Origin of the sequence: Pseudomonas sp. UBA4194, assembly GCF_002379585.1 — a bacterium.
In the GTDB taxonomy this organism is placed as follows: domain Bacteria; phylum Pseudomonadota; class Gammaproteobacteria; order Pseudomonadales; family Pseudomonadaceae; genus Aquipseudomonas.
This window is the reverse complement of record NZ_DFUE01000013.1, coordinates 1-19,054: the sequence shown is the minus strand read 5'-3', so window position 1 is coordinate 19,054 and position 19,054 is coordinate 1. Positions and strand designations below refer to the sequence as shown.

Below are 19,054 nucleotides of genomic sequence, written 5' to 3'. Positions count from 1 at the left end.
GTAGGAGCGGCGTCAAGCCGCGAAGAGGCCCCCTCCGCCACCGAGGAACCCAAGTCATGAACACCTGGATCAGCGCCCTTGCCGACCTGCACGCCCAGGGCGAGCCCTGCGTGCTCGTGACCATCATCGAAGAAAAGGGCTCCACCCCGCGCAATGCCGGTTCCAAGATGGTGGTCAGCGCCAACGCGCTGTACGACACCATCGGCGGCGGCCACCTTGAATACAAAGCGCTGCACATCGCCCGACAGATGCTCGCCAGTGGCAGCCAGGCCACCCACCTCGAGCGCTTCAGCCTGGGCGCCAGCCTGGGCCAGTGCTGCGGGGGCGCCACGGTATTGCTGTTCGAGCCCATGGGCCGCCCTCAAGCCCACATCACTGTGTTCGGCGCCGGCCATGTCGGCCGCGCACTGGTACCTCTGCTGGCCAGCCTGCCCTGCCGGGTACGCTGGATCGATTCGCGCGCCGACGAATTCCCCGCCCAGTTGCCGGCCGGCGTGCATCAGGTGATCAACGAAGAGCCGGTCGACGAAGTCGACGACCTGCCGGCCGGCAGTTATTGCATCGTCATGACCCACAACCATCAACTGGACCTGGAACTGACGGCGGCCATCCTCAAGCGCAACGATTTCACCTGGTTCGGCCTGATCGGCTCGAAAACCAAACGGGTCAAATTCGAGCACCGCCTGCGCGATCGTGGCTTCGATCCCGCCGTTGTCCAGCGCATGCGTTGCCCGATGGGACTGGCCGAGGTCAAGGGCAAGCTGCCCATCGAAATTGCGGTGTCCATCGCCGCGGAAATCATTGCCACTTACAATGCCAATTTCGGCCTGGGGACAGCCAGCTCGGAATCCGTCGCCCAACTGCTGCCGGTTTCCCGCCGTAGCCAAGCCAACTGAAGAGACGCACCATGAGCCTGACCCGCAAAGCCTACCGTGCCGCCATCCTGCACAGCCTCGCCGACCCCGCCGAAGTGGGCATCGAAGCCTCTTACGAATACTTCGCCGATGGCGTGCTGGTCATCGACAACGGCCAGATCAGCGCCGTCGGCCCCGCCGAGGATCTGCTGCCCGGCCTGCCCGCCGACATGGAGATCGCCCATTACCCGAACGTATTGATCACCCCGGGCTTCATCGATACCCACATTCACTTCCCACAGACCGGCATGGTCGGCTCCTACGGCGAGCAGTTGCTGGACTGGCTGAACAACTACACCTTCCCTTGCGAAGCGCAGTTCGGCGATAAGACCCATGCCGATGAAGTCGCGCAGATCTTCCTCAAGGAACTGCTGCGCAACGGCACCACCACTGCCCTGGTGTTCGCCAGCGTGCACCCGCAGTCGGTGAACTCGCTGTTCGAGGCGGCCGAAAAGCTCGACCTGCGCCTGATCGCCGGCAAGGTGATGATGGACCGCAACGCCCCGGACTACCTCACCGATACCGCCGAGAGCAGCTACGCCGACAGCAAGACCCTGATCGAGCGCTGGCATGGCAAGGGCCGCCTGCACTATGCGGTCACCCCGCGCTTCGCTCCCACCAGCACCGAGCAGCAGCTGACCCTGGCCGGGCAGCTGCTGGCCGAGTACCCCGACCTGTACATGCAGACTCACATCAGTGAGAACCTCAAGGAAGTGGAGTGGGTCAAGGCGCTGTTTCCCGAGCGTAGCAACTACCTGGATGTCTACGACCACTACCAGCTGCTGGGTGAACGCTCGGTGCTGGCCCACGGCGTGCACCTATGCGACGCCGAATGCCAGCGGCTGGCGGAAACCGGCTCGGCGATTGCGTTCTGCCCGACGTCGAACCTGTTCCTGGGCAGCGGGCTGTTCAACCTGCCCCAGGCGGAGCGATTCAAGGTCAACGTGGGCCTGGGCACGGACGTGGGCGGCGGCACCAGTTTCTCGCTGCTGCAAACCTTGAACGAGGCGTACAAGGTGATGCAGTTGCAGGGCGAGAAGTTGAACCCATTCAAGTCGCTGTACCTGGCGACCCTGGGTGGGGCAAGGGCGCTGCGCCTGGAAGACAAGATCGGCACGCTGCAGCCGGGCACCGACGCAGACTTCGTGGTGCTGGACTATGACGCGACGCCGTTGCTGAGCTATCGGATCAAGCAGGCCAAGACGTTCGAGGAAGTGTTGTTCGTGTTGATGACGCTAGGGGATGATCGCACGGTGCAGGAGACGTATGCGGCCGGTCGGTTGGTGCATCGGCGGGGGTGATGGGTTATGGGGGTGGTTTGAGTTATGGGGTGAATGGTCCCCTCACCCCAGCCCTCTCCCTGGGGGAGAGGGAGCCGTTCGGGGGTGTGGCTTATATCGCTTGGTTGCTTTAACCCTTTACCGCCTTCTTGCCCATCAACAGATGCGAAAACACTGCGTGCAGGTCATCCGAGGCGCTCTCTTCGTCCAGGTTGAGCTTGCTGTCGATGTGATCCATGTGATGCATCATCAAATTCACCGCCAGCACGGCGTCCTGGGCTTCGATCGCATCAATCAGCTGGGTGTGTTCGTCGTAGGAGCAATGGGAGCGGTTGCCGCTTTCGTACTGGGCGATGATCAGCGAGGTCTGCGACACCAGGCTGCGCTGGAAGCTGATCAGCGGGGCATTGCCCGCCGCTTCGGCCAGCTTCAGGTGGAACTCGCCTGACAGGCGAATACCCGCACCCCGATCCCCACGAGAGAAGCTGTCGCGCTCGTCGTGCACCATCTGCCGCAGTTCGGCCAGTTGCTCGACGGTGGCATGCTGCACCGCCAGCTCGGTGATCGCCCGCTCCACCATGCGCCGTGCGAAAAACACCTGCCGCGCCTCATCCACGCTAGGGCTGGCCACCACCGCGCCGCGGTTGGGGCGCAGCAATACCACACCTTCATGAGCCAGCCGCGACAGCGCCCGGCGGATGATGGTGCGGCTCACGCCAAAGATCTCGCCCAGCGCCTCTTCGCTCAGCTTGGTGCCGGGCGCCAGACGTTGTTCCAGGATCGCCTCGAAGATGTGCGCATAGACGATGTCGTCCTGTGTTCCGCTACGGCCAGCCTTGCCGGCGATACGGGGGGATTTCTTCAGGGGTTGCAGCTGGTCGTTCATGGGCACTCGTAAGCGAAGTTGCGGCAGTGGACTCATTGTACACATGGCCATCTGCTTCTGTCAGTTCATGGGTGAGGTCAGTTTCGGGGGCTTGTGGCAGCGTCTATAGCGATATCTTCGAATAATGTGGCGACACTCTGTAAAACATTATTTGCTTTCTTTGTATACAACCTCATAATCAGCACCGATGACTTCCTGACCTTTTGGTCAAAAAATCGCAGGACGCGCCACCTCACAAAGCCGCCTGGCTTTGCAGAACAACAAAAGTCTTGAGGAGTACATGCTGTGGAAAGCCGAAAAACCGAAACCCCTACCCTGAATCTCGATGCCCCTGCCCACCCCGGCCTGCTGGAGAGGCTGTTCAAGCTCAGAGCGCATGGCACCACGGTCAAGACCGAGCTGATCGCCGGCATGACCACCTTCATCACCATGGCCTACATCATCTTCGTCAACCCCAACATCATGGCCGACGCGGGCATCGACCACGGCGCGGCCTTCGTTGCCACCTGCATCGCGGCGGCGCTGGGCTGCCTGCTGATGGGGCTTTATGCCAACTGGCCGGTGGGCCTGGCGCCGGGCATGGGGCTGAACGCCTTCTTCACCTACACCGTGGTCGGCACCATGGGCTACAACTGGGAAACGGCGCTGGGAGCGGTGTTCGTGTCCGGCGTGCTGTTCATGGTGCTGACCCTGTCGCGGGTGCGCGAATGGTTGCTCAACAGCATTCCGGTGAGCCTGCGCTACGCCATGGGCGCAGGCGTGGGCCTGTTTCTCGGGCTGATCGGCTTGAAGACCTCGGGCATTATCGTCGACAGCCCGGCCACCCTGATCAAACTGGGGTCGCTGCGCGAGCCAGGACCTCTGCTGGCGGCGGTGTGTTTTCTGCTGATCGCGGTGCTCAGCTATCACCGCGTTTTCGGCGCCATTCTGATCAGCATCATTGCGGTGACGCTGGCCGGTTGGGGCCTGGGGCTGGTGGAATACGGCGGCATCTTCTCCATGCCGCCAAGTCTGGCGCCTACCTGGATGGCGATGGATGTGGCCGGTGTGTTCAATGTCAGCATGATCAGCGTGGTACTGGCGTTCCTGTTCGTGCACATGTTCGACACTGCCGGTACGCTGATGGGCGTGGCGCAGCGGGCCAATCTGGTGAATGCCGATGGGCGCATCCAGAACCTGTCCAAGGCGTTGAAGGCGGACAGCGCGTCCAGCGTGTTCGGCGCCATGGTGGGCGTGCCACCTGTGACCAGCTACGTGGAAAGCGCTGCCGGCGTGGCCGCCGGTGGGCGCACTGGGCTGACGGCGGTCACGGTAGGGTTGCTGTTCGTGCTGGCGATGTTCTTCGCGCCGTTGGCAGGTATGATTCCGGCCTACGCCACCGCGGGTGCGCTGATCTACGTCGCGATGCTGATGATGGGCGGCATGGCCCACATCGAATGGGATGAAGCCACGGACAGCATTCCGGCAATCGTCACGGCGATCATGATGCCGCTGACGTTTTCGGTGGCCGACGGCATCGCGCTGGGGTTCATCACTTATGTGGTATTGAAGGCGGGCACCGGGCGGCACCGGGAGATTTCGGTGAGCCTGTGGGTGCTGTGTGCGATTTTTGTGGCGAAGTTTGTGTTTTTGTAAGGGGTTGGATCTGCGGTGGATGGTCCCCTCACCCCGGCCCTCTCCCTGGGGGAGAGGGAGCTGACGGCGGAGCGCCTGCAACCACCAACCCCCAGGCATACCATCAACCCAACACACCAAGGAACTCAACCCCGTGAACCTCGACACCTGGCTGTTGTTCAGTGGCGCCGCCCTGATCGTGATCCTCATCCCTGGCCCGCTGTCTTTGCTGATGATCGGCAACAGCCTGAACTACGGCCTGCGCCGGTCTTATCCGGCTTTTCTGGGCGGGGTGATCGCTTCGATCTGTCTGCTCAGTGCTTCGGCGCTGGGCCTGGGCGCGCTGTTGATGGCCTCGGAACAGGTGTTCAGTGCATTGAAGATCGTCGGCGCGCTGTACCTGTTCTACCTCGCCTGGCAAAGCTGGCAGCAATCGCGCCTGCCTGCTCAGGGCGCCCATGTGCCCGGCAACCTGCCGGCGCCGCGCTTCGGCGCGTTGTTTGGTCGGGCATTTGTGTTGGGTGCCAGCAATCCCAAGGATATCTTGTTCTTTGCCGCGTTCCTGCCGCAGTTTCTGAGTGCCGAGAGGCCGCTGCTGGGTCAGTTGCTGATCATGATCGCCACCTGGACGGTGCTGGATCTGGGTTGCAAACTGGCCTACGGCCTGGGCGCGCACGGCGCGGCGCGGTATCTGCGCACGGGCAGTGGGCAGAGCTGGTTCAACCGGATCAGCGCGGCCTTGTTCGGGACTGCGGGGGCGGTGTCGATTTTCAGCCGCGGGTGAGGGGGTGTCAGTACCGGCCTCTCGCGGGCAGAGCCCGTTCCCACAGGATTCCATCAGCCATGACATACAGTGTTCCCTGTCCCACCGGGTTCCATCAGCCGTGACATACAGTGTTCCCTGTCCCACCGGGTTCCATCGGCCATGACACACAGTGTTCCCTGTATTACAGCGCTGCCACGCATCTGGCACACGCGGTTCCTTGTAGGAGCGGCGTGAAGCCGCGAAGGGGCCCTCCCTGACACCCCACCCTCGCCCGAACATCCCATCAATCCCAAGGAACTTTTCCGAGGAAATCACCCCCTCAATCGGGTAGGCTGCACAACTTTTCTAGATAGGAGTAATACCTCATGGCCAAAGCCACTGCCCGCCACATCCTGGTTGCCGATGAAGCCAAGTGCAACGAACTCAAAGCCCAGATCGAAGGCGGCGCCGATTTCGCCGAAGTAGCCAAGGCCAATTCCACCTGCCCTTCCAGCCGCCAGGGCGGTGACCTCGGCTCGTTCGGCCCGGGCCAAATGGTCAAGGAGTTCGACACCGTGGTATTCAGCGCTCCGGTGAACGTCGTCCAGGGTCCGGTCAAAACCCAGTTCGGCTACCACCTGCTGGAAGTCACCAGCCGCCAGGACTGATCCCGGCGCACGAACGGCCCGCCCCTGGCGGGCCGTTTTCGTTTGCAACGCCCGTGCACCAAGATGTTAGGCTGTTCCCCTCCTCCCATCACCAAGGCAGACAATGCGCGCGGTTTTTTCTTCTCTGGCCCTGTGTGTCCTGTTGTTGACCACACCCTGCGTTTTCGCGACCCTGCAACACGCCCTCACCGTCTACGGCGAAGCGCCCAAATACCCCGCCGATTTCACCCATTTCGACTACGTCAACCCTGACGCCCCCAAAGGCGGCAGCATGCGCCGCTCGGCAATCGAGATCGGCCAGTACGACCATATCCTGCCCTATATCGATAAAGGCATCGGCGTGAGCCAGGTCGACGGCATGCTCTATGCCCCCCTGGCGGTACGCTCGCTGGATGAACCCTACACGGTGTATGGCCTGGTGGCCGAGTCGATGGAGCGCGGCGAGGATGGTCTGTCCCTGCGTTTCAACCTCAACCCCAAGGCCGTGTTCGCCGATGGCCAGCCGATCCGCGCCGAAGACGTTCGCTACACCTTCAACCTGTTGATGACCCAAGGCAGCCTGGCGTACCGAACCCAGTTCGCCAACGTCAAGGACGTAGTCGTGGAAGGCCCGCGCCAGGTGCGTTTCACCTTCAAGAACACCGACAGCCGTACCCTGCCCCTGGACCTGGCCACCTTGCCGGTGCTGCCCGAGCACTGGTGGAAGACCCGCGACTTCGCCAACGGCGGCGGCTTCGAGGCGCCCCTGGGCAGCGGGCCGTACCGCGTCGGCAAAATCGACAACGGCCGCAGCATCACTTTCAAGCGCAACCCCGACTGGTGGGGCAAGGATCTGCCCGAGGCCCGTGGCCTGTACAACTTCGACACGTTCAGCATCGAGTATTTCGGCGACACCGACGTCGCGCGCCAGGTGCTGCGTGGCGGTGGTTTCGACTACAACCGCGAGTTCTCTGCCACCGCCTACACCATCGGCTACAACAGTCCACCCCTGGACGATGGCCGCCTGCAACGTGCGCACCTCGCCCGACAGGGTCTGCAGCCGGCCCAGGGCTATGTGTTCAACCTGCAGCGCCCGGTGTTTCAGGATCGTCGCGTGCGCCAGGCGCTGGCCATGCTCTGGGACTTCGAATGGAGCAACCGGCAAATGATGCGTGGCATGTACATCCGCCAGCAGAGTTTTTTCTCCAACAGCCCGTTGGCCGCGTCCCAGCCGCCCACCGAGGGCGAATTGAAGATCCTCCGGGGCCTGCGCGGTGAAGTGCCCAACGAAGTGTTCAGTCAGGTGTTCCGCGCTCCCACCAGCGATGGTTCAGGCCTGATCCGCGACAAGCAACTGCAAGCCCTGCGTCTGCTGCAGCAAGCCGGCTGGCATCCCGACGGTGACCGCCTGGTCAACGCCGAGGGCCAGCCACTGAGCTTCACCTTCCTCAATACCCAGAACGGCATGGAACGCCTGTTGCTGCCATGGAAGCGCAATCTGGCGCAGATCGGCATCAGCATGGAGATTCGTCGCATCGACGCATCCCAGTACGTCAACCGCGTGATGGCCCGGGACTACGACATGATCGTGACCGGCTACCCGGTCACCCCCACGCCCGGCATCGAGCTGTATGGTTTCTTCGGCTCCGAGGGCGCCACCGACCCCGGGTCGAACAATTTCATGGTGCTCAAAAGCCCTGCCGTGGATGAGTTGATCAACGGGCTGGTGGCGGCCAAGACCCAGCCCGACATGCTCGACTACGCCCACGCCCTGGACCGGGTACTGCAGTGGAATTACTACTGGGTGCCCAATTACTATCCGCCCGGCACCTCGACGGTGTGGTGGAACCGTTTCGGCATGCCCGCCACGCCCGCCCCCAACGACCCGGCAATCGAGACGTGGTGGGAAGTCAACCCGACCGCGCTGACCACTGAACAAATGCAGGCACGCCAGACAGGGAAGGCCAACTGATGCTGGGTTACACACTGCGACGGCTGCTGCTGATCATCCCCACACTGCTGGCTATCCTGCTGGTGAACTTCGTCATCGTTCAGGCGGCTCCCGGCGGGCCGGTGGAACAGGCCATCGCCCGTCTGCAAGGGGTGGGCGGCGTCGGTGGCAGCGTCACCGGCGGCGGTGGTGAAGCCCTGCAGGGGGGATCGCGCGCCAGTCGCGGCCTGGACCCAAAACTGATCAAGGACATCGAGCGCCAGTACGGTTTCGACAAGCCCGCCCACGAGCGGCTCTGGCTGATGATCAAGAGCTACGCGGTGCTGGACTTCGGCAACAGCTTCTTTCGCGGGGCCAAGGTTACCGACCTGATCCTGGACAAGATGCCAGTCACCTTGTCACTGGGCTTCTGGGCCACGCTGATCACCTACCTGGTCTCGATCCCGCTGGGTATTCGCAAGGCGGTTCGCCACGGCAGCCATTTCGATGTCTGGAGCAGCAGCCTGGTCATCATCGGCTATGCCATGCCGGCGTTCCTGTTCGCCATGCTGCTGATCGTGGTGTTCGCCGGCGGTACGTCGCTGAACTGGTTTCCGGTAAGGGGGCTGGTGTCTGACAACTTCGACGAGCTGACCCTGGCAGGCAAGGTGGCCGACTACTTCTGGCACCTGGTGCTACCGGTCACGTCGCTGGTGATCGGCGGTTTCGCCACCCTGACCATCCTCACCAAGAACTCGTTTCTCAACGAAATCACTCGCCAGTACGTGGTGACCGCGCGGGCCAAGGGGCTGAGCGAACGGCGGGTGTTGTACGGCCATGTGTTTCGCAATGCCATGCTGCTGGTGGTGGCAGGCCTGCCCCAAGCATTCATCAGCGTGTTCTTCGCCGGTTCGCTGTTGATCGAGGTGATCTTTTCCCTGGATGGGCTGGGCCGGTTGAGTTACGAAGCGGCGGTATCGCGGGACTATCCGGTGGTGTTCGGTTCGCTGTTCATCTTCACCTTGCTGGGTCTGCTGATCAAACTGGTGGGTGACCTGAGCTACACCCTGGTCGACCCGCGAATCGATTTCAGCGGGAGGAACGCATGATGCTGGCTCTTTCTCCGCTGTCACGTCGCCGCCTGGACCGTTTCAAGCGAAATCGCCGCGGCTGGTGGTCGCTGTGGATTTTCCTGGCGCTGTTTGCCCTGACCCTGGGCGGCGAGCTGATCGCCAATGACAAGCCGCTGATGATCAAGTACGACGGTGAGTATTACTTTCCGGTGTTCAAGCGCCATACCGAGCAGGAGTTCGGCGGCCAACTGCCGTTCCAGGCCGATTACCGCAGCGACTATGTGCGCCAGCTGATCGAACAACGGGGCGGCTGGATGCTGTTTCCGCCCATCGCCTTCAGCGCCGACACGCCCAATTACGACCTTAGCCAGCCGTCGCCCAGCCCTCCCACGGCGACCAACTGGCTGGGCACCGACGATCAGTCCCGAGACGTGATGGCGCGGGTGATCTTCGGAGCGCGGGTATCGATTCTGTTTGCACTGGCACTGACCGTGATCAGTTCGTTGATCGGCATCGCCGCCGGTGCTCTGCAGGGTTACTACGGCGGCTGGGTGGACTTGTTCGGTCAGCGCTTGCTGGAGGTGTGGTCCGGGCTGCCGGTGCTCTATCTGCTGATCATTCTGTCGGGCTTCGTCGAACCGAATTTCTGGTGGCTGCTGGGCATCATGGCGCTGTTTTCATGGCTGGCGTTGGTGGACGTGGTGCGCGCCGAATTCCTCCGTGGGCGTAATCTGGAATACGTAAAGGCGGCACGGGCGCTGGGGCTTTCGGACCGCAAGATCATCGTCCGGCATATCCTGCCCAATGCGATGAACGCCACCTTGAGCTTTCTGCCGTTCATTCTGACCGGGGCGATTTCTACCCTCACGGCGTTGGATTTCCTCGGCTTCGGCATGCCGGCCGGCAGTGCATCGCTGGGTGAGTTGATTGCCCAGGGCAAGCAGAACCTGCAGGCGCCCTGGCTGGGATTCACCGCGTTCTTTACCCTGGCGTTGATTCTGTCGTTGCTGGTGTTCATTGGGGAGGGCTTGCGCGATGCGTTCGATCCTCGCTCCTGAGCCCGCCACACGTCCCCCTGTAGGAGCGGCGTTCAGCCGCGAAGGCGCCGCCAGATGCACCCCACAAGGCATAGCCGTATGACGACCCCCAACATCATCGAAATCCGCCACCTCACCGTCGCGTTCAACGGCCAGGCGGTGGTCAAGGATCTCAGTCTCGACATTCCCGCCGGCCAGTGCGTGGCCCTGGTGGGCGAATCGGGTTCGGGCAAGTCGGTCACTGCCCACTCCATCCTGCAACTGCTGCCCGACACCGGCTGCCAAAGCAGCGGCAGCGTGCGCTACCGCGGCCAGGAGCTGTTGGGCGCCGACAACGCCACGCTGCGCAAGATGCGTGGCGACCGCATCGCGATGATCTTTCAGGAGCCGATGACCTCTCTCAATCCGCTGCACACCGTGCACAAGCAGATTGGCGAGACCTTGCTGGTGCACAAGGGCATGGGCGGCAAGGAAGCCGACGCACGCATCCTGGAGCTGTTGCAACTGGTGGGCATCCAACACCCCCAGAAGCGCCTGAAGGCCTATCCGCATCAACTCTCCGGTGGCCAACGGCAACGGGTGATGATCGCCATGGCCCTGGCCTGCGAGCCGGAACTGCTGATCGCCGACGAGCCCACCACCGCCCTGGACGTCACGGTGCAGCGGCGCATCCTGCAGTTGCTCAAATCCTTGCAGCAACGCCTGGGCATGTCGCTGTTGCTGATCAGCCACGACCTTAACCTGGTGCGCAGCATCGCCCAGCGCGTATGTGTGATGCGCGCGGGCGAAGTGGTCGAACAGGCCGAATGCGAGCAACTGTTCACCGCACCGCAGCATCCGTACAGCCAGTTGCTGCTGGATGCAGAACCTGCCGGCGAAGCCCTGCCCCGCCAGGAGCGCGAGACGCTGCTCGATGTGCACGCGCTGAAAGTCTGGTACCCGATTGGCGGTGGTCTGTTTCGCAAGCCCCGTGAGTTCGTCAAGGCGGTGGACGGTATCAGCCTGAGCCTGCAGCAGGGCAAGACCTTGGGCATCGTCGGCGAGTCTGGCTCGGGCAAGTCGACGCTGGGTCAGGCGATTCTGCGCCTGCTCGATTCTGAAGGCAGCATCCGCTTTCAGGGTCAGGCGCTCGATGCGCTGGACCAGAAGCAGATGCGGCCGTGGCGGCGGCAGATGCAAGTGGTGTTCCAGGACCCGTTCGGCAGCCTCAGCCCGCGCATGTCGGTGGCGCAGATCATCAGTGAAGGCCTGGAGGTGCACAGCGAGCACAGCGCCAAGGCGTGCGATGCACAGGTTGTCGAGGCATTGCGCGAGGTGGGCCTGGACCCTGACGCGCGGCATCGTTACCCCCATGAGTTTTCGGGCGGGCAACGCCAGCGCATCGCCATCGCCCGGGCCTTGGTGCTCAAGCCGGCGCTGATCCTGCTCGACGAGCCCACTTCGGCGCTGGACCGCACGGTTCAGAAGCAGGTGGTGACCCTGCTGCGGCAGTTGCAGGAGCGCCATGGTCTGACCTACCTGTTCATCAGCCATGACCTGGCGGTGGTGCGGGCACTGGCTCACGATGTGATCGTGATCAAGGATGGCCAGGTGGTGGAGCACGGGCCGAGCCATGAGGTGTTCGAGGCGCCGCAGCATCCGTATACCTGTGAACTGCTGAAGGCTGCTTTACTGCAGTAAGCGGTGGCGGGCGGGGTTGGATCGACAGTGACACCGTGGCGGCCCCTTCGCGGCTGCACGCCGCTCCTACAGGGGGTATGCGTCGCGGCGACCTTCCCTGTAGGAGCGGCGTACAGCCGCGAACCTGACACCGCCGCCCTACCTGACACCCCACAACAAAAAAAGGAAACCCACATGCAACTGATTGGCAAAACCGCATTGGTTACAGGCTCCACCAGTGGTATCGGCCTTGGCATCGCCACCGCCCTGGCCAAGGCCGGCGCCAATGTCTTGCTCAACGGTTTCGGCGATCCCGGCCCGGCCCTTGCTCAGGTCGGTCAGTTCGGCACACAGGTCGGCCATCACGGCGCGGATGTCAGCGATCCGCTACAAATCGCCGCGATGTTCGACCACGCTCATGAGGTTTTCGGCGCCGTGGACATTCTGGTGAACAACGCCGGTATCCAGCATGTCGCCAGTGTCGAGGAATTCCCCGTAGAGCGCTGGGATTCGATCATGGCCATCAACCTCTCCTCGGTGTTCCATGGCATCCGCCTGGTATTGCCGGGCATGCGCGAGCGAGGTTGGGGGAGGATCATCAGCATTGCCTCGGTGCACGGTCAGGTCGGATCGGTGGGCAAGGCGGCGTATACCGCAGCCAAGCATGGGGTGGTGGGACTGACCAAGGTGGTGGGCCTGGAGACGGCCGGTACGCAGATCACCTGCAACGCCATCTGCCCAGGATTCGTGCTGACGCCGTTGATCCAGCAACAGATCGATGCCCGCGCAGCCAAGGGCGGCGATGCGTTGCAGGCGCAGCGTGAGCTGCTGTCGGAAAAGCAGCCGTCCGGGGAGTTCGTGACGCCAGAGCATCTGGGCGAGCTGGTGTTGTTTCTGTGCAGCGAGGCCGGGAGCCAGGTGCGCGGGGCGGCTTGGAATATCGATGGGGGGTGGTTGGCGCAGTGATCGGGGGCTGGGATTTGGGGTGAGGGGACCATCCACCACAAATCCCTGCCCATTCACCCCCCCACCAAACCCAGCGGAACCGCTCTGCCCCGAGGCAGTCGGAACTAAACACCCCACTGCGCAAGGAGCCCTCGTGAATTCCGCTCCCTCAAGCTCATCATCCGGCGAACCTGCCCCAGACCAACCCAGGGCAGTCCACCGAATCCGCGTCCTGACGGTCAATACCCACAAGGGTTTCACTGCTTTCAACCGGCGCTTCATCCTGCCCGAACTGCGTGAAGCCGTGCGCAGCACCAGCGCTGATCTGGTGTTTCTACAGGAAGTGCTGGGCGGTCACGATCGCCATGCGAGCAAATTCCACAACTGGCCGGAAATGTCGCAGTACGAGTTTCTCGCCGACAGTATGTGGAGCGATTTCGCCTATGGCCGCAATGCGGTCTACCCCGACGGTCATCACGGCAACGCGCTGTTGTCCAAATACCCGATTCTGCGCTATCGCAACCTGGATGTATCGATCACAGGGCCGGAACGACGGGGTCTGCTGCACTGCGTGCTACAGGTGCCTGGGCACGATGAGGTGCATGCCATCTGCGTGCATCTGTCGTTGCTTGAGAGTCATCGGCAACTGCAGTTGGCGTTGTTGCGACAACTGCTGGATTCGCTGCCAGAGGCCGCACCGGTGATCATCGCCGGGGATTTCAACGACTGGCAGTTGCGTGGCAATGCCACCTTGGCCAAGCACCAGGATCTGCACGAGGCGTTCGAACGACACAACGGGCAGCTGGCCAAGACCTACCCGGCCCGTTTTCCGCTGCTGCGGCTGGACAGAATCTATCTGCGCAATGCCACCAGCCATCATCCGCTCATCCTGGGGAACAAGCCCTGGACCCATTTATCGGACCACCTGCCGTTGGCGGTCGAGGTGCATCTGTGACACCGCGGCGCGGCCATCGCGGGTAGAACCCGCTCCCACAGGGGTATGGGGTGGGGGGGGGTGATTTGTGGGGCGGGAGGATCTTTGTGGGAGCGGGTTCTACCCGCGATGGGGGCGGCGCGGTTCGGAGCCGGTCCCTAGCCCTGAGACCCAGGCTCATCGCCGTCGGAGACCAGCCCCCAATCCGAGCTACGGGTATCGGCCGCAGGCGTCGGTGCAACTGGCGCCGAGGTGTGCTCCACCCCGCCCTCCTTGTGCAACTTGAGCCGTAGCCGCAGGTTGTTCACCGAATCGGCATTCTTCAGCGCCTCATCCTCACTGATCGCCCCCTCGACCGCCAGCTCGTACAGGGCATGATCGAACGTCTGCATGCCCAGGTTGACCGACTTCTCCATGATGCCCTTGAGTTCGGAAAACTCGTTGCGATGGATGAAGTCGCGAATCGTCGGCGTGCCCAGCATGACTTCCACAGCCGCTCGACGCTTGCCGTCCACCGTGCGTACCAGGCGCTGGGAAACGAACGCCTGCAGGTTGTTGCCCAGGTCGTTCAGCAACTGCGGCCGGCGGTCTTCGGGGAAGAAGTTGATGATGCGATCGAGCGCCTGGTTGGCGTTGTTGGCGTGCAGGGTGGAAATCGCCAGATGGCCGGTGTCGGCAAAAGCCAGGGCGTGCTCCATGGTCTCCCTGTCGCGAATCTCGCCGATCAGGATGACATCCGGCGCCTGACGCAGAGTGTTCTTCAGTGCCGCCTGGAAACTGCGGGTATCGACACCCACCTCACGCTGATTGATGATCGATTTCTTGTGTCGATGAATGAACTCCACCGGGTCTTCGATGGTGATGATATGGCCGCTGGCGTGGCGATTGCGGTAGTCGATCAGCGCTGCCAGCGAGGTGGACTTGCCCGAACCGGTGGCCCCCACGAAGAGGATCAGCCCACGCTTTTCCATGATCACATCAAGCAGCTTGGGCGGCAGTTTCAGGTCTTCGAAGGTGGGGATGTCGAGCTTGATGTTGCGCGCGACGATGGACACTTCGTTGCGCTGCTTGAAAATGTTCACGCGAAAACGCCCAACGCCATGCAGCGACAACGCCAGGTTCATTTCCAGGTCGCGCTCGAAGTCGATCTTCTGTTCGGCATCCATGATGCCCTGGGCGATTGCGGCGATATCCCCGGGCTTGAGCGCTTCGTTGCTCAGGGGCTTGAGCACGCCGTTGAACTTGGCGCAGGGCGGCGCCCCGGTAGACAGATACAGATCGGAGCCGTCCTGGCTGGCCAGGATCTTGAGCAGTGCTTGGATTTCCATATGCTGGGTTCCACACAGGCAGTCGATAGAAAGTAAGCTATAGCTTGGCTGGATATGCAGCCGCGGTAAATCAAAGGATAACCCAATGAATGCCTTACCTGTGGGCGGCAAGGTAGCGACGTTGATCGCCGCCATGGATTGGCGCACCAGCCCCCTGCCCAGCCCGGACGCCTGGCCGCAAAGTTTGCGCACGGCGGTGGACATCGTGACCCACTCGCCCATGCCCATGTTGCTGCTGTGGGGCCCACAGCTTTGCCAGGTGTACAACGACGCCTTTGCCGTACTGGTGGGCAGCAATCATCCCGTTGCCTTCGGCCAACCGGTCGACGCCATCTGGCCGGAGTACAAGCCGTTCACCGACGAAATCTACGCCGCCGTGATGCAGGGTGAGGTGCGAACCTACACCGAACGTGGCTTCAACCTGCCCCGCGGCGAGGATTCGGCGAAGGTCTGGCTGGACCTGACCTACAGCCCCATTCGCGATGAGAACGATAGGGTGGCGGGCATCCTTGTCACCGCCATCGAGGCCAGCGAGCGCCGCCTGGTGACCGCCGAAGGCAAACGCACCGAGCAGGAATTGCGCGAAAGCGAGGCGCACTTTCGCATGGCCATCGAGCTGTCGCCCGCTGTGCACTGGACGGCCGACGCCAGCGGCCGCACCAACAGCGAAAGCCAGACCGACCGCTGGCGTCAGCTCACCGGCATGGACAGCCGCCAACCCAGCGATGCCGACTGGGCTAAGCTGGTACATCCGGACGATCATCAGCCGACGCTGGATGCCTGGCGCCACGCGGTCAGCACCGGGGGGCCCTACGACGCCGAATACCGCTTGCGCATGGTCGATGGCAGCTATCACTGGATGCACGCCCGCGCCCTGCCCCGCCTGGATACCGATGGCCGGACCCGGCAATGGTTCGGCATGACCGAAGACGTGAACAATCGCCGCCGCGTCGAGCAGGCCCTGCGCGAACTCAACGAGACCCTGGAATCACGGGTGATCGAGCGCACCCAGGCGCTGGCCGAGGTCAATCTGCGCCTGCAGGACGAAATGCATGAGCGCGAGCGCGCCGAGGAGGCCCTGCGTCACGCTCAGAAAATGGAAGCCCTGGGGCAGCTGACCGGCGGTATCGCCCACGACTTCAACAATATGCTCACCGGCATCATCGGCAGCCTCGACCTGATGCAGCGATACATCAGCGCCGGACGCAGCGACGAAATCGCCCGTTTCACCGAGGCGGCGGTCACCTCCGCCCACCGCGCCGCCGCGCTGACCCACCGGCTGCTGGCGTTCTCTCGACGTCAGTCGCTGGATCGTCGGCGCCTGGACCCCAACCAGCTGGTGTACTCGCTGGAGGACCTGTTCAGCCGCACCATGGGTGAGCACCTGCAGCTACACCTGCGCCTGGCCGCCGACGTGTGGCCGGTCAACACCGACGCCAGTCAGCTGGAGAACGCCCTGCTCAACCTGGTGATCAACGCCCGGGATGCGATGCCCGACACTGGCGTGCTGACCATCGAGACCGCCAACTGCCATCTGGACGCCACCCCCGACGGTGCGACCCTGGAGCCGGTCAGGCCAGGCGACTATGTGATGATTCGGGTCAGCGACAACGGCAGCGGCATGAGTGCCCCGGTGCTGGCCAAGGCGTTCGATCCGTTTTTCACCACCAAGCCGATCGGCCAGGGCACCGGGCTCGGACTGTCGATGATCTACGGCTTTGCCCAGCAATCCGGTGGTCAGGTGACGCTGCACAGTCGCCCACACGAAGGAACCTGCGTGCGGCTGTATCTGCCCCGACACCTGTCTGCCCATGAGGAGCCGCAGGCCGATACGCAGCTGCCGGAACCGCCTATGGCCCAGGCGGGCGAGAGTGTGTTGGTGGTGGAAGACGACCAGGCAGTGCGCATGCTGGTACTCGATGTGCTGGACGAGCTGGGCTATCGCGCCCATTCGGCGGGCGAGGCCAGTGCGGCCCTGGCATTGCTGGAGGCTGGATTGCAGATCGACCTGCTGGTCACCGATGTGGGCCTGCCGGGGCTCAACGGCCGCCAACTGGCCGAGATTGCCCGACAGCAGCGGCCGGGGTTGAAAGTGTTGTTCATGACCGGCTATGCGGAGAAAGCCGCAGAGCGCCACGGCTTCCTGGCCGAGGGCATGGACATGATCACCAAGCCGTTTTCCATCGATGTACTGGGCAGCAAGATTCGCGAGATGATCAACCTGGCCTGATTTGCGGCATAATCAGCGGCTTTTTTCGACGAGCATCCTGGCATGAAAGCACAAGCACGGCACATTCTGGTCAAGACCGCCGAAGAGGCCGAGGCGCTGGAGCAACGCATCGCCAAGGGTGAGGCGTTCGATGTGCTGGCCAAGAAATACTCCACCTGCCCCTCCGGCAAGCGCGGTGGCGATCTGGGTGAGGTAAGGCCGGGGCAAATGGTGGGGGCGATCGACCAGATCATCTTCAAGAAACCTTTGCGTACAGTGCATGGGCCAGTGAAGAGCAAGTTCGGGTATCACCTGGTGCAGGTGTTTTACAGGGATTGATGGGGTGGGCAGGTCTGGCCCCTTCGCGGGCAGAGACCCGCTTCCACATGGGGTCGGGGCTGGCGATCAAAAAGCCGTGGCCATCTGCTCGACCACGCGCAATTGCTCATCCACCAGCAACCCGACTCGCCATTTATCGAACGTCAGGCACGGGTGCGACGTGCCGAACGAGAGGATATCGCCGATGTGCAATTCGCAGCCTGGGGCAATGGTGAGGAACGCGTGTTGGTCCATCACCGCCGTCACCGTGCACGCACTGACGTCCGTGCTGCCCTGCTGCCCTGGCCGGTAGCACCGCAACGGCATCGGCAGGCCGGCATCGTAGGCCACGTCTCGCTTGCCCAGGGCAACCACGGCAAAGCCCGGCTCGGGCATCGATTGCACGTGCGCCCACACCTCCAGCGCCGGTTGCAACCCTTCGTTCAGATCGACACGGCGCTCCAGCACGCCGCATTGGGCATCCTTGTAGATGCCATGGTCATGCACCACGTAGCTGCCCGGGCGCAGCACACCGAGGAATCGCCCCCGAGCGTTGTGTTCGTCGAACGACTCGGCAATCAGGTCGTACCAGGCTGAACCAGATGCCGTGATGATCGGCCGCTCGAGGGCGAACGCGCCCTGCTTCTGCAACCCTACCGCCAGGCGGACCAACGAAGCGGCGAACGCGCGGATACCGGCGATGGCCTGTTCCCCGTGGATCACCCCTTCGTAACCTTCGATGCCGGTGAGCGCCAGCGCCGGCTGCGCATTAATGGCATCGGCCAGGGCCTGCACCTGCGCTTCGCTGCGGCAACCACAGCGGCCACCGACCACACCGTACTCGATCATCACATTCAGGCGCAGCCCCCGGTCGGCGAAGAACTTGCCCAACGCCGCTACCTGATCGAGGTGATCGACCAGGCAATGAAAATCGAAATCCGGGTCGCTCAGCAGATCGGCGATCAAGGCCATGTTGGCCGCGCCGATCAGTTGGTTAGCCATCAGCACCCGACGCACGCCGGCCGCATAGGCGGCGTGCACCTGTACGGCGTTGGCCAGGGTGATACCCCAGGCACCGGCCTGCAACTGGCGGTGAAACAGTGCAGGGGTCATGCTGGTTTTTCCGTGAGGGGCCAGTTCGGCTCCGCTGGCGCTGACGAAAGCCTGCATCCAGCGGATGTTGTGCTCCAGGGGCTGGCGGTGGATGACCAGGGCTGGGAGGCTGACCTCGGTGAGCAGGTCGGCGCCGAGGGCGGCGCTGCCTTTTTCGATGGGGTTGTGGATGGGCATGATGGGTTCCTGATAGTGGAATGGGTGGTGGATGGTCCCCTCACCCCAGCCCTCTCCCTGAGGGAGAGGGAGCCGTATGGTGGAGTTGCGGCCACCGCGGTCCGCTTTTAGCCCCCTATCCCCAAGGGAGAGGAGCCGTACGGTGGAGTTGCGGCCACCGCAGTCCGCTTTTAGCTCCCTCTCCCCTAGGGAGAGGGCTGGGGTGAGGGGACCAACCACCACACCCTCCACGCCCTACCCCATTC

At 62.9% G+C, this 19,054-nt stretch carries 16 protein-coding genes; 13 read left to right on the top strand and 3 right to left on the bottom strand.

Features of this window, described 5'->3' with window-relative positions:
• Positions 1–56 precede the first annotated feature (56 nt).
• Both xdhC and guaD read left to right on the top strand, forming a co-directional pair.
• Complete coding sequence (xdhC, locus tag B3397_RS03070; protein WP_296247202.1) at positions 57–896, top strand: xanthine dehydrogenase accessory protein XdhC; 840 nt, start codon at positions 57–59, stop codon at positions 894–896.
• An 11-nt stretch (positions 897–907) separates the two neighbouring features.
• Positions 908–2,215 carry a guanine deaminase gene (gene guaD / locus B3397_RS03065; RefSeq protein WP_296247199.1) on the top strand — a complete coding sequence of 436 codons (1,308 nt, stop codon included), beginning with the start codon at positions 908–910 and terminating at the stop codon, positions 2,213–2,215.
• A gap of 109 nt (positions 2,216–2,324) precedes the next feature.
• Here guaD and B3397_RS03060 read toward each other — a convergent pair whose 3' ends face one another.
• A complete protein-coding gene (locus B3397_RS03060) occupies positions 2,325–3,080 on the bottom strand; it encodes a GntR family transcriptional regulator (RefSeq protein WP_296247197.1) in 756 nt (251 codons plus the stop codon).
• A gap of 285 nt (positions 3,081–3,365) precedes the next feature.
• On the opposite strand from B3397_RS03060, the gene B3397_RS03055 reads away from it, so the two are divergent.
• The 9 genes from B3397_RS03055 (at position 3,366) to B3397_RS03015 (ending at position 13,685) form a co-directional block, all read left to right on the top strand.
• Positions 3,366–4,715 (top strand): NCS2 family permease, encoded by a 1,350-nt coding sequence (locus B3397_RS03055; RefSeq protein WP_296247195.1) that lies wholly within the window; start codon positions 3,366–3,368, stop codon positions 4,713–4,715.
• Positions 4,716–4,848: 133 nt separating this feature from the next.
• The gene (locus tag B3397_RS03050) at positions 4,849–5,478 is read left to right on the top strand and encodes a LysE family translocator (protein ID WP_296247193.1); all 630 of its coding nucleotides are present in this window, start codon (positions 4,849–4,851) and stop codon (positions 5,476–5,478) included.
• Positions 5,479–5,825: 347 nt separating this feature from the next.
• The gene (locus tag B3397_RS03045; RefSeq protein ID WP_296247191.1) at positions 5,826–6,107 is read left to right on the top strand and encodes a peptidylprolyl isomerase; all 282 of its coding nucleotides are present in this window, start codon (positions 5,826–5,828) and stop codon (positions 6,105–6,107) included.
• Between the two features lie 103 nt (positions 6,108–6,210).
• Positions 6,211–8,058, top strand: a complete 1,848-nt coding sequence (locus tag B3397_RS03040) for an extracellular solute-binding protein (protein WP_296247189.1) — start codon at positions 6,211–6,213, stop codon at positions 8,056–8,058.
• Positions 8,058–9,125: a microcin C ABC transporter permease YejB gene (locus tag B3397_RS03035; RefSeq protein ID WP_296247187.1), complete on the top strand. Its 1,068-nt coding sequence runs from the start codon at positions 8,058–8,060 to the stop codon at positions 9,123–9,125. The genes B3397_RS03040 and B3397_RS03035 overlap by 1 nt, the downstream gene beginning before the upstream one ends.
• Positions 9,125–10,147: an ABC transporter permease gene (locus B3397_RS03030; RefSeq protein ID WP_296247185.1), complete on the top strand. Its 1,023-nt coding sequence runs from the start codon at positions 9,125–9,127 to the stop codon at positions 10,145–10,147. The genes B3397_RS03035 and B3397_RS03030 overlap by 1 nt, the downstream gene beginning before the upstream one ends.
• A 78-nt stretch (positions 10,148–10,225) precedes the next feature.
• Positions 10,226–11,806: an ABC transporter ATP-binding protein gene (locus B3397_RS03025; protein WP_296247184.1), complete on the top strand. Its 1,581-nt coding sequence runs from the start codon at positions 10,226–10,228 to the stop codon at positions 11,804–11,806.
• A 174-nt stretch (positions 11,807–11,980) separates the two neighbouring features.
• Positions 11,981–12,751, top strand: a complete 771-nt coding sequence (locus B3397_RS03020) for a 3-hydroxybutyrate dehydrogenase (protein ID WP_296247183.1) — start codon at positions 11,981–11,983, stop codon at positions 12,749–12,751.
• 133 nt (positions 12,752–12,884) lie between these two features.
• On the top strand, positions 12,885–13,685 hold the full coding sequence (locus B3397_RS03015) for an endonuclease/exonuclease/phosphatase family protein (protein ID WP_296247181.1): 801 nt from the start codon (positions 12,885–12,887) through the stop codon (positions 13,683–13,685).
• A 137-nt stretch (positions 13,686–13,822) separates the two neighbouring features.
• Here the strand turns inward: B3397_RS03015 and B3397_RS03010 are convergent, their stop codons facing one another.
• Positions 13,823–14,992 (bottom strand): PilT/PilU family type 4a pilus ATPase, encoded by a 1,170-nt coding sequence (locus B3397_RS03010; RefSeq protein ID WP_296247179.1) that lies wholly within the window; start codon positions 14,990–14,992, stop codon positions 13,823–13,825.
• A gap of 85 nt (positions 14,993–15,077) precedes the next feature.
• Here B3397_RS03010 and B3397_RS03005 point away from each other — a divergent pair, with 85 nt between their 5' ends.
• Positions 15,078–17,222 (top strand): hybrid sensor histidine kinase/response regulator, encoded by a 2,145-nt coding sequence (locus B3397_RS03005; RefSeq protein WP_296247177.1) that lies wholly within the window; start codon positions 15,078–15,080, stop codon positions 17,220–17,222.
• 42 nt (positions 17,223–17,264) lie between these two features.
• Positions 17,265–17,540: a peptidylprolyl isomerase gene (locus B3397_RS03000; RefSeq protein ID WP_296247176.1), complete on the top strand. Its 276-nt coding sequence runs from the start codon at positions 17,265–17,267 to the stop codon at positions 17,538–17,540.
• Positions 17,541–17,606: 66 nt separating this feature from the next.
• On the opposite strand, the gene B3397_RS02995 is transcribed toward B3397_RS03000, so the two are convergent.
• Entirely contained in the window at positions 17,607–18,809 is a 1,203-nt protein-coding gene (locus B3397_RS02995; RefSeq protein ID WP_296247175.1) for an amino acid deaminase, read from the bottom strand.
• Between the last annotated feature and the right edge of the window lie 245 nt (positions 18,810–19,054).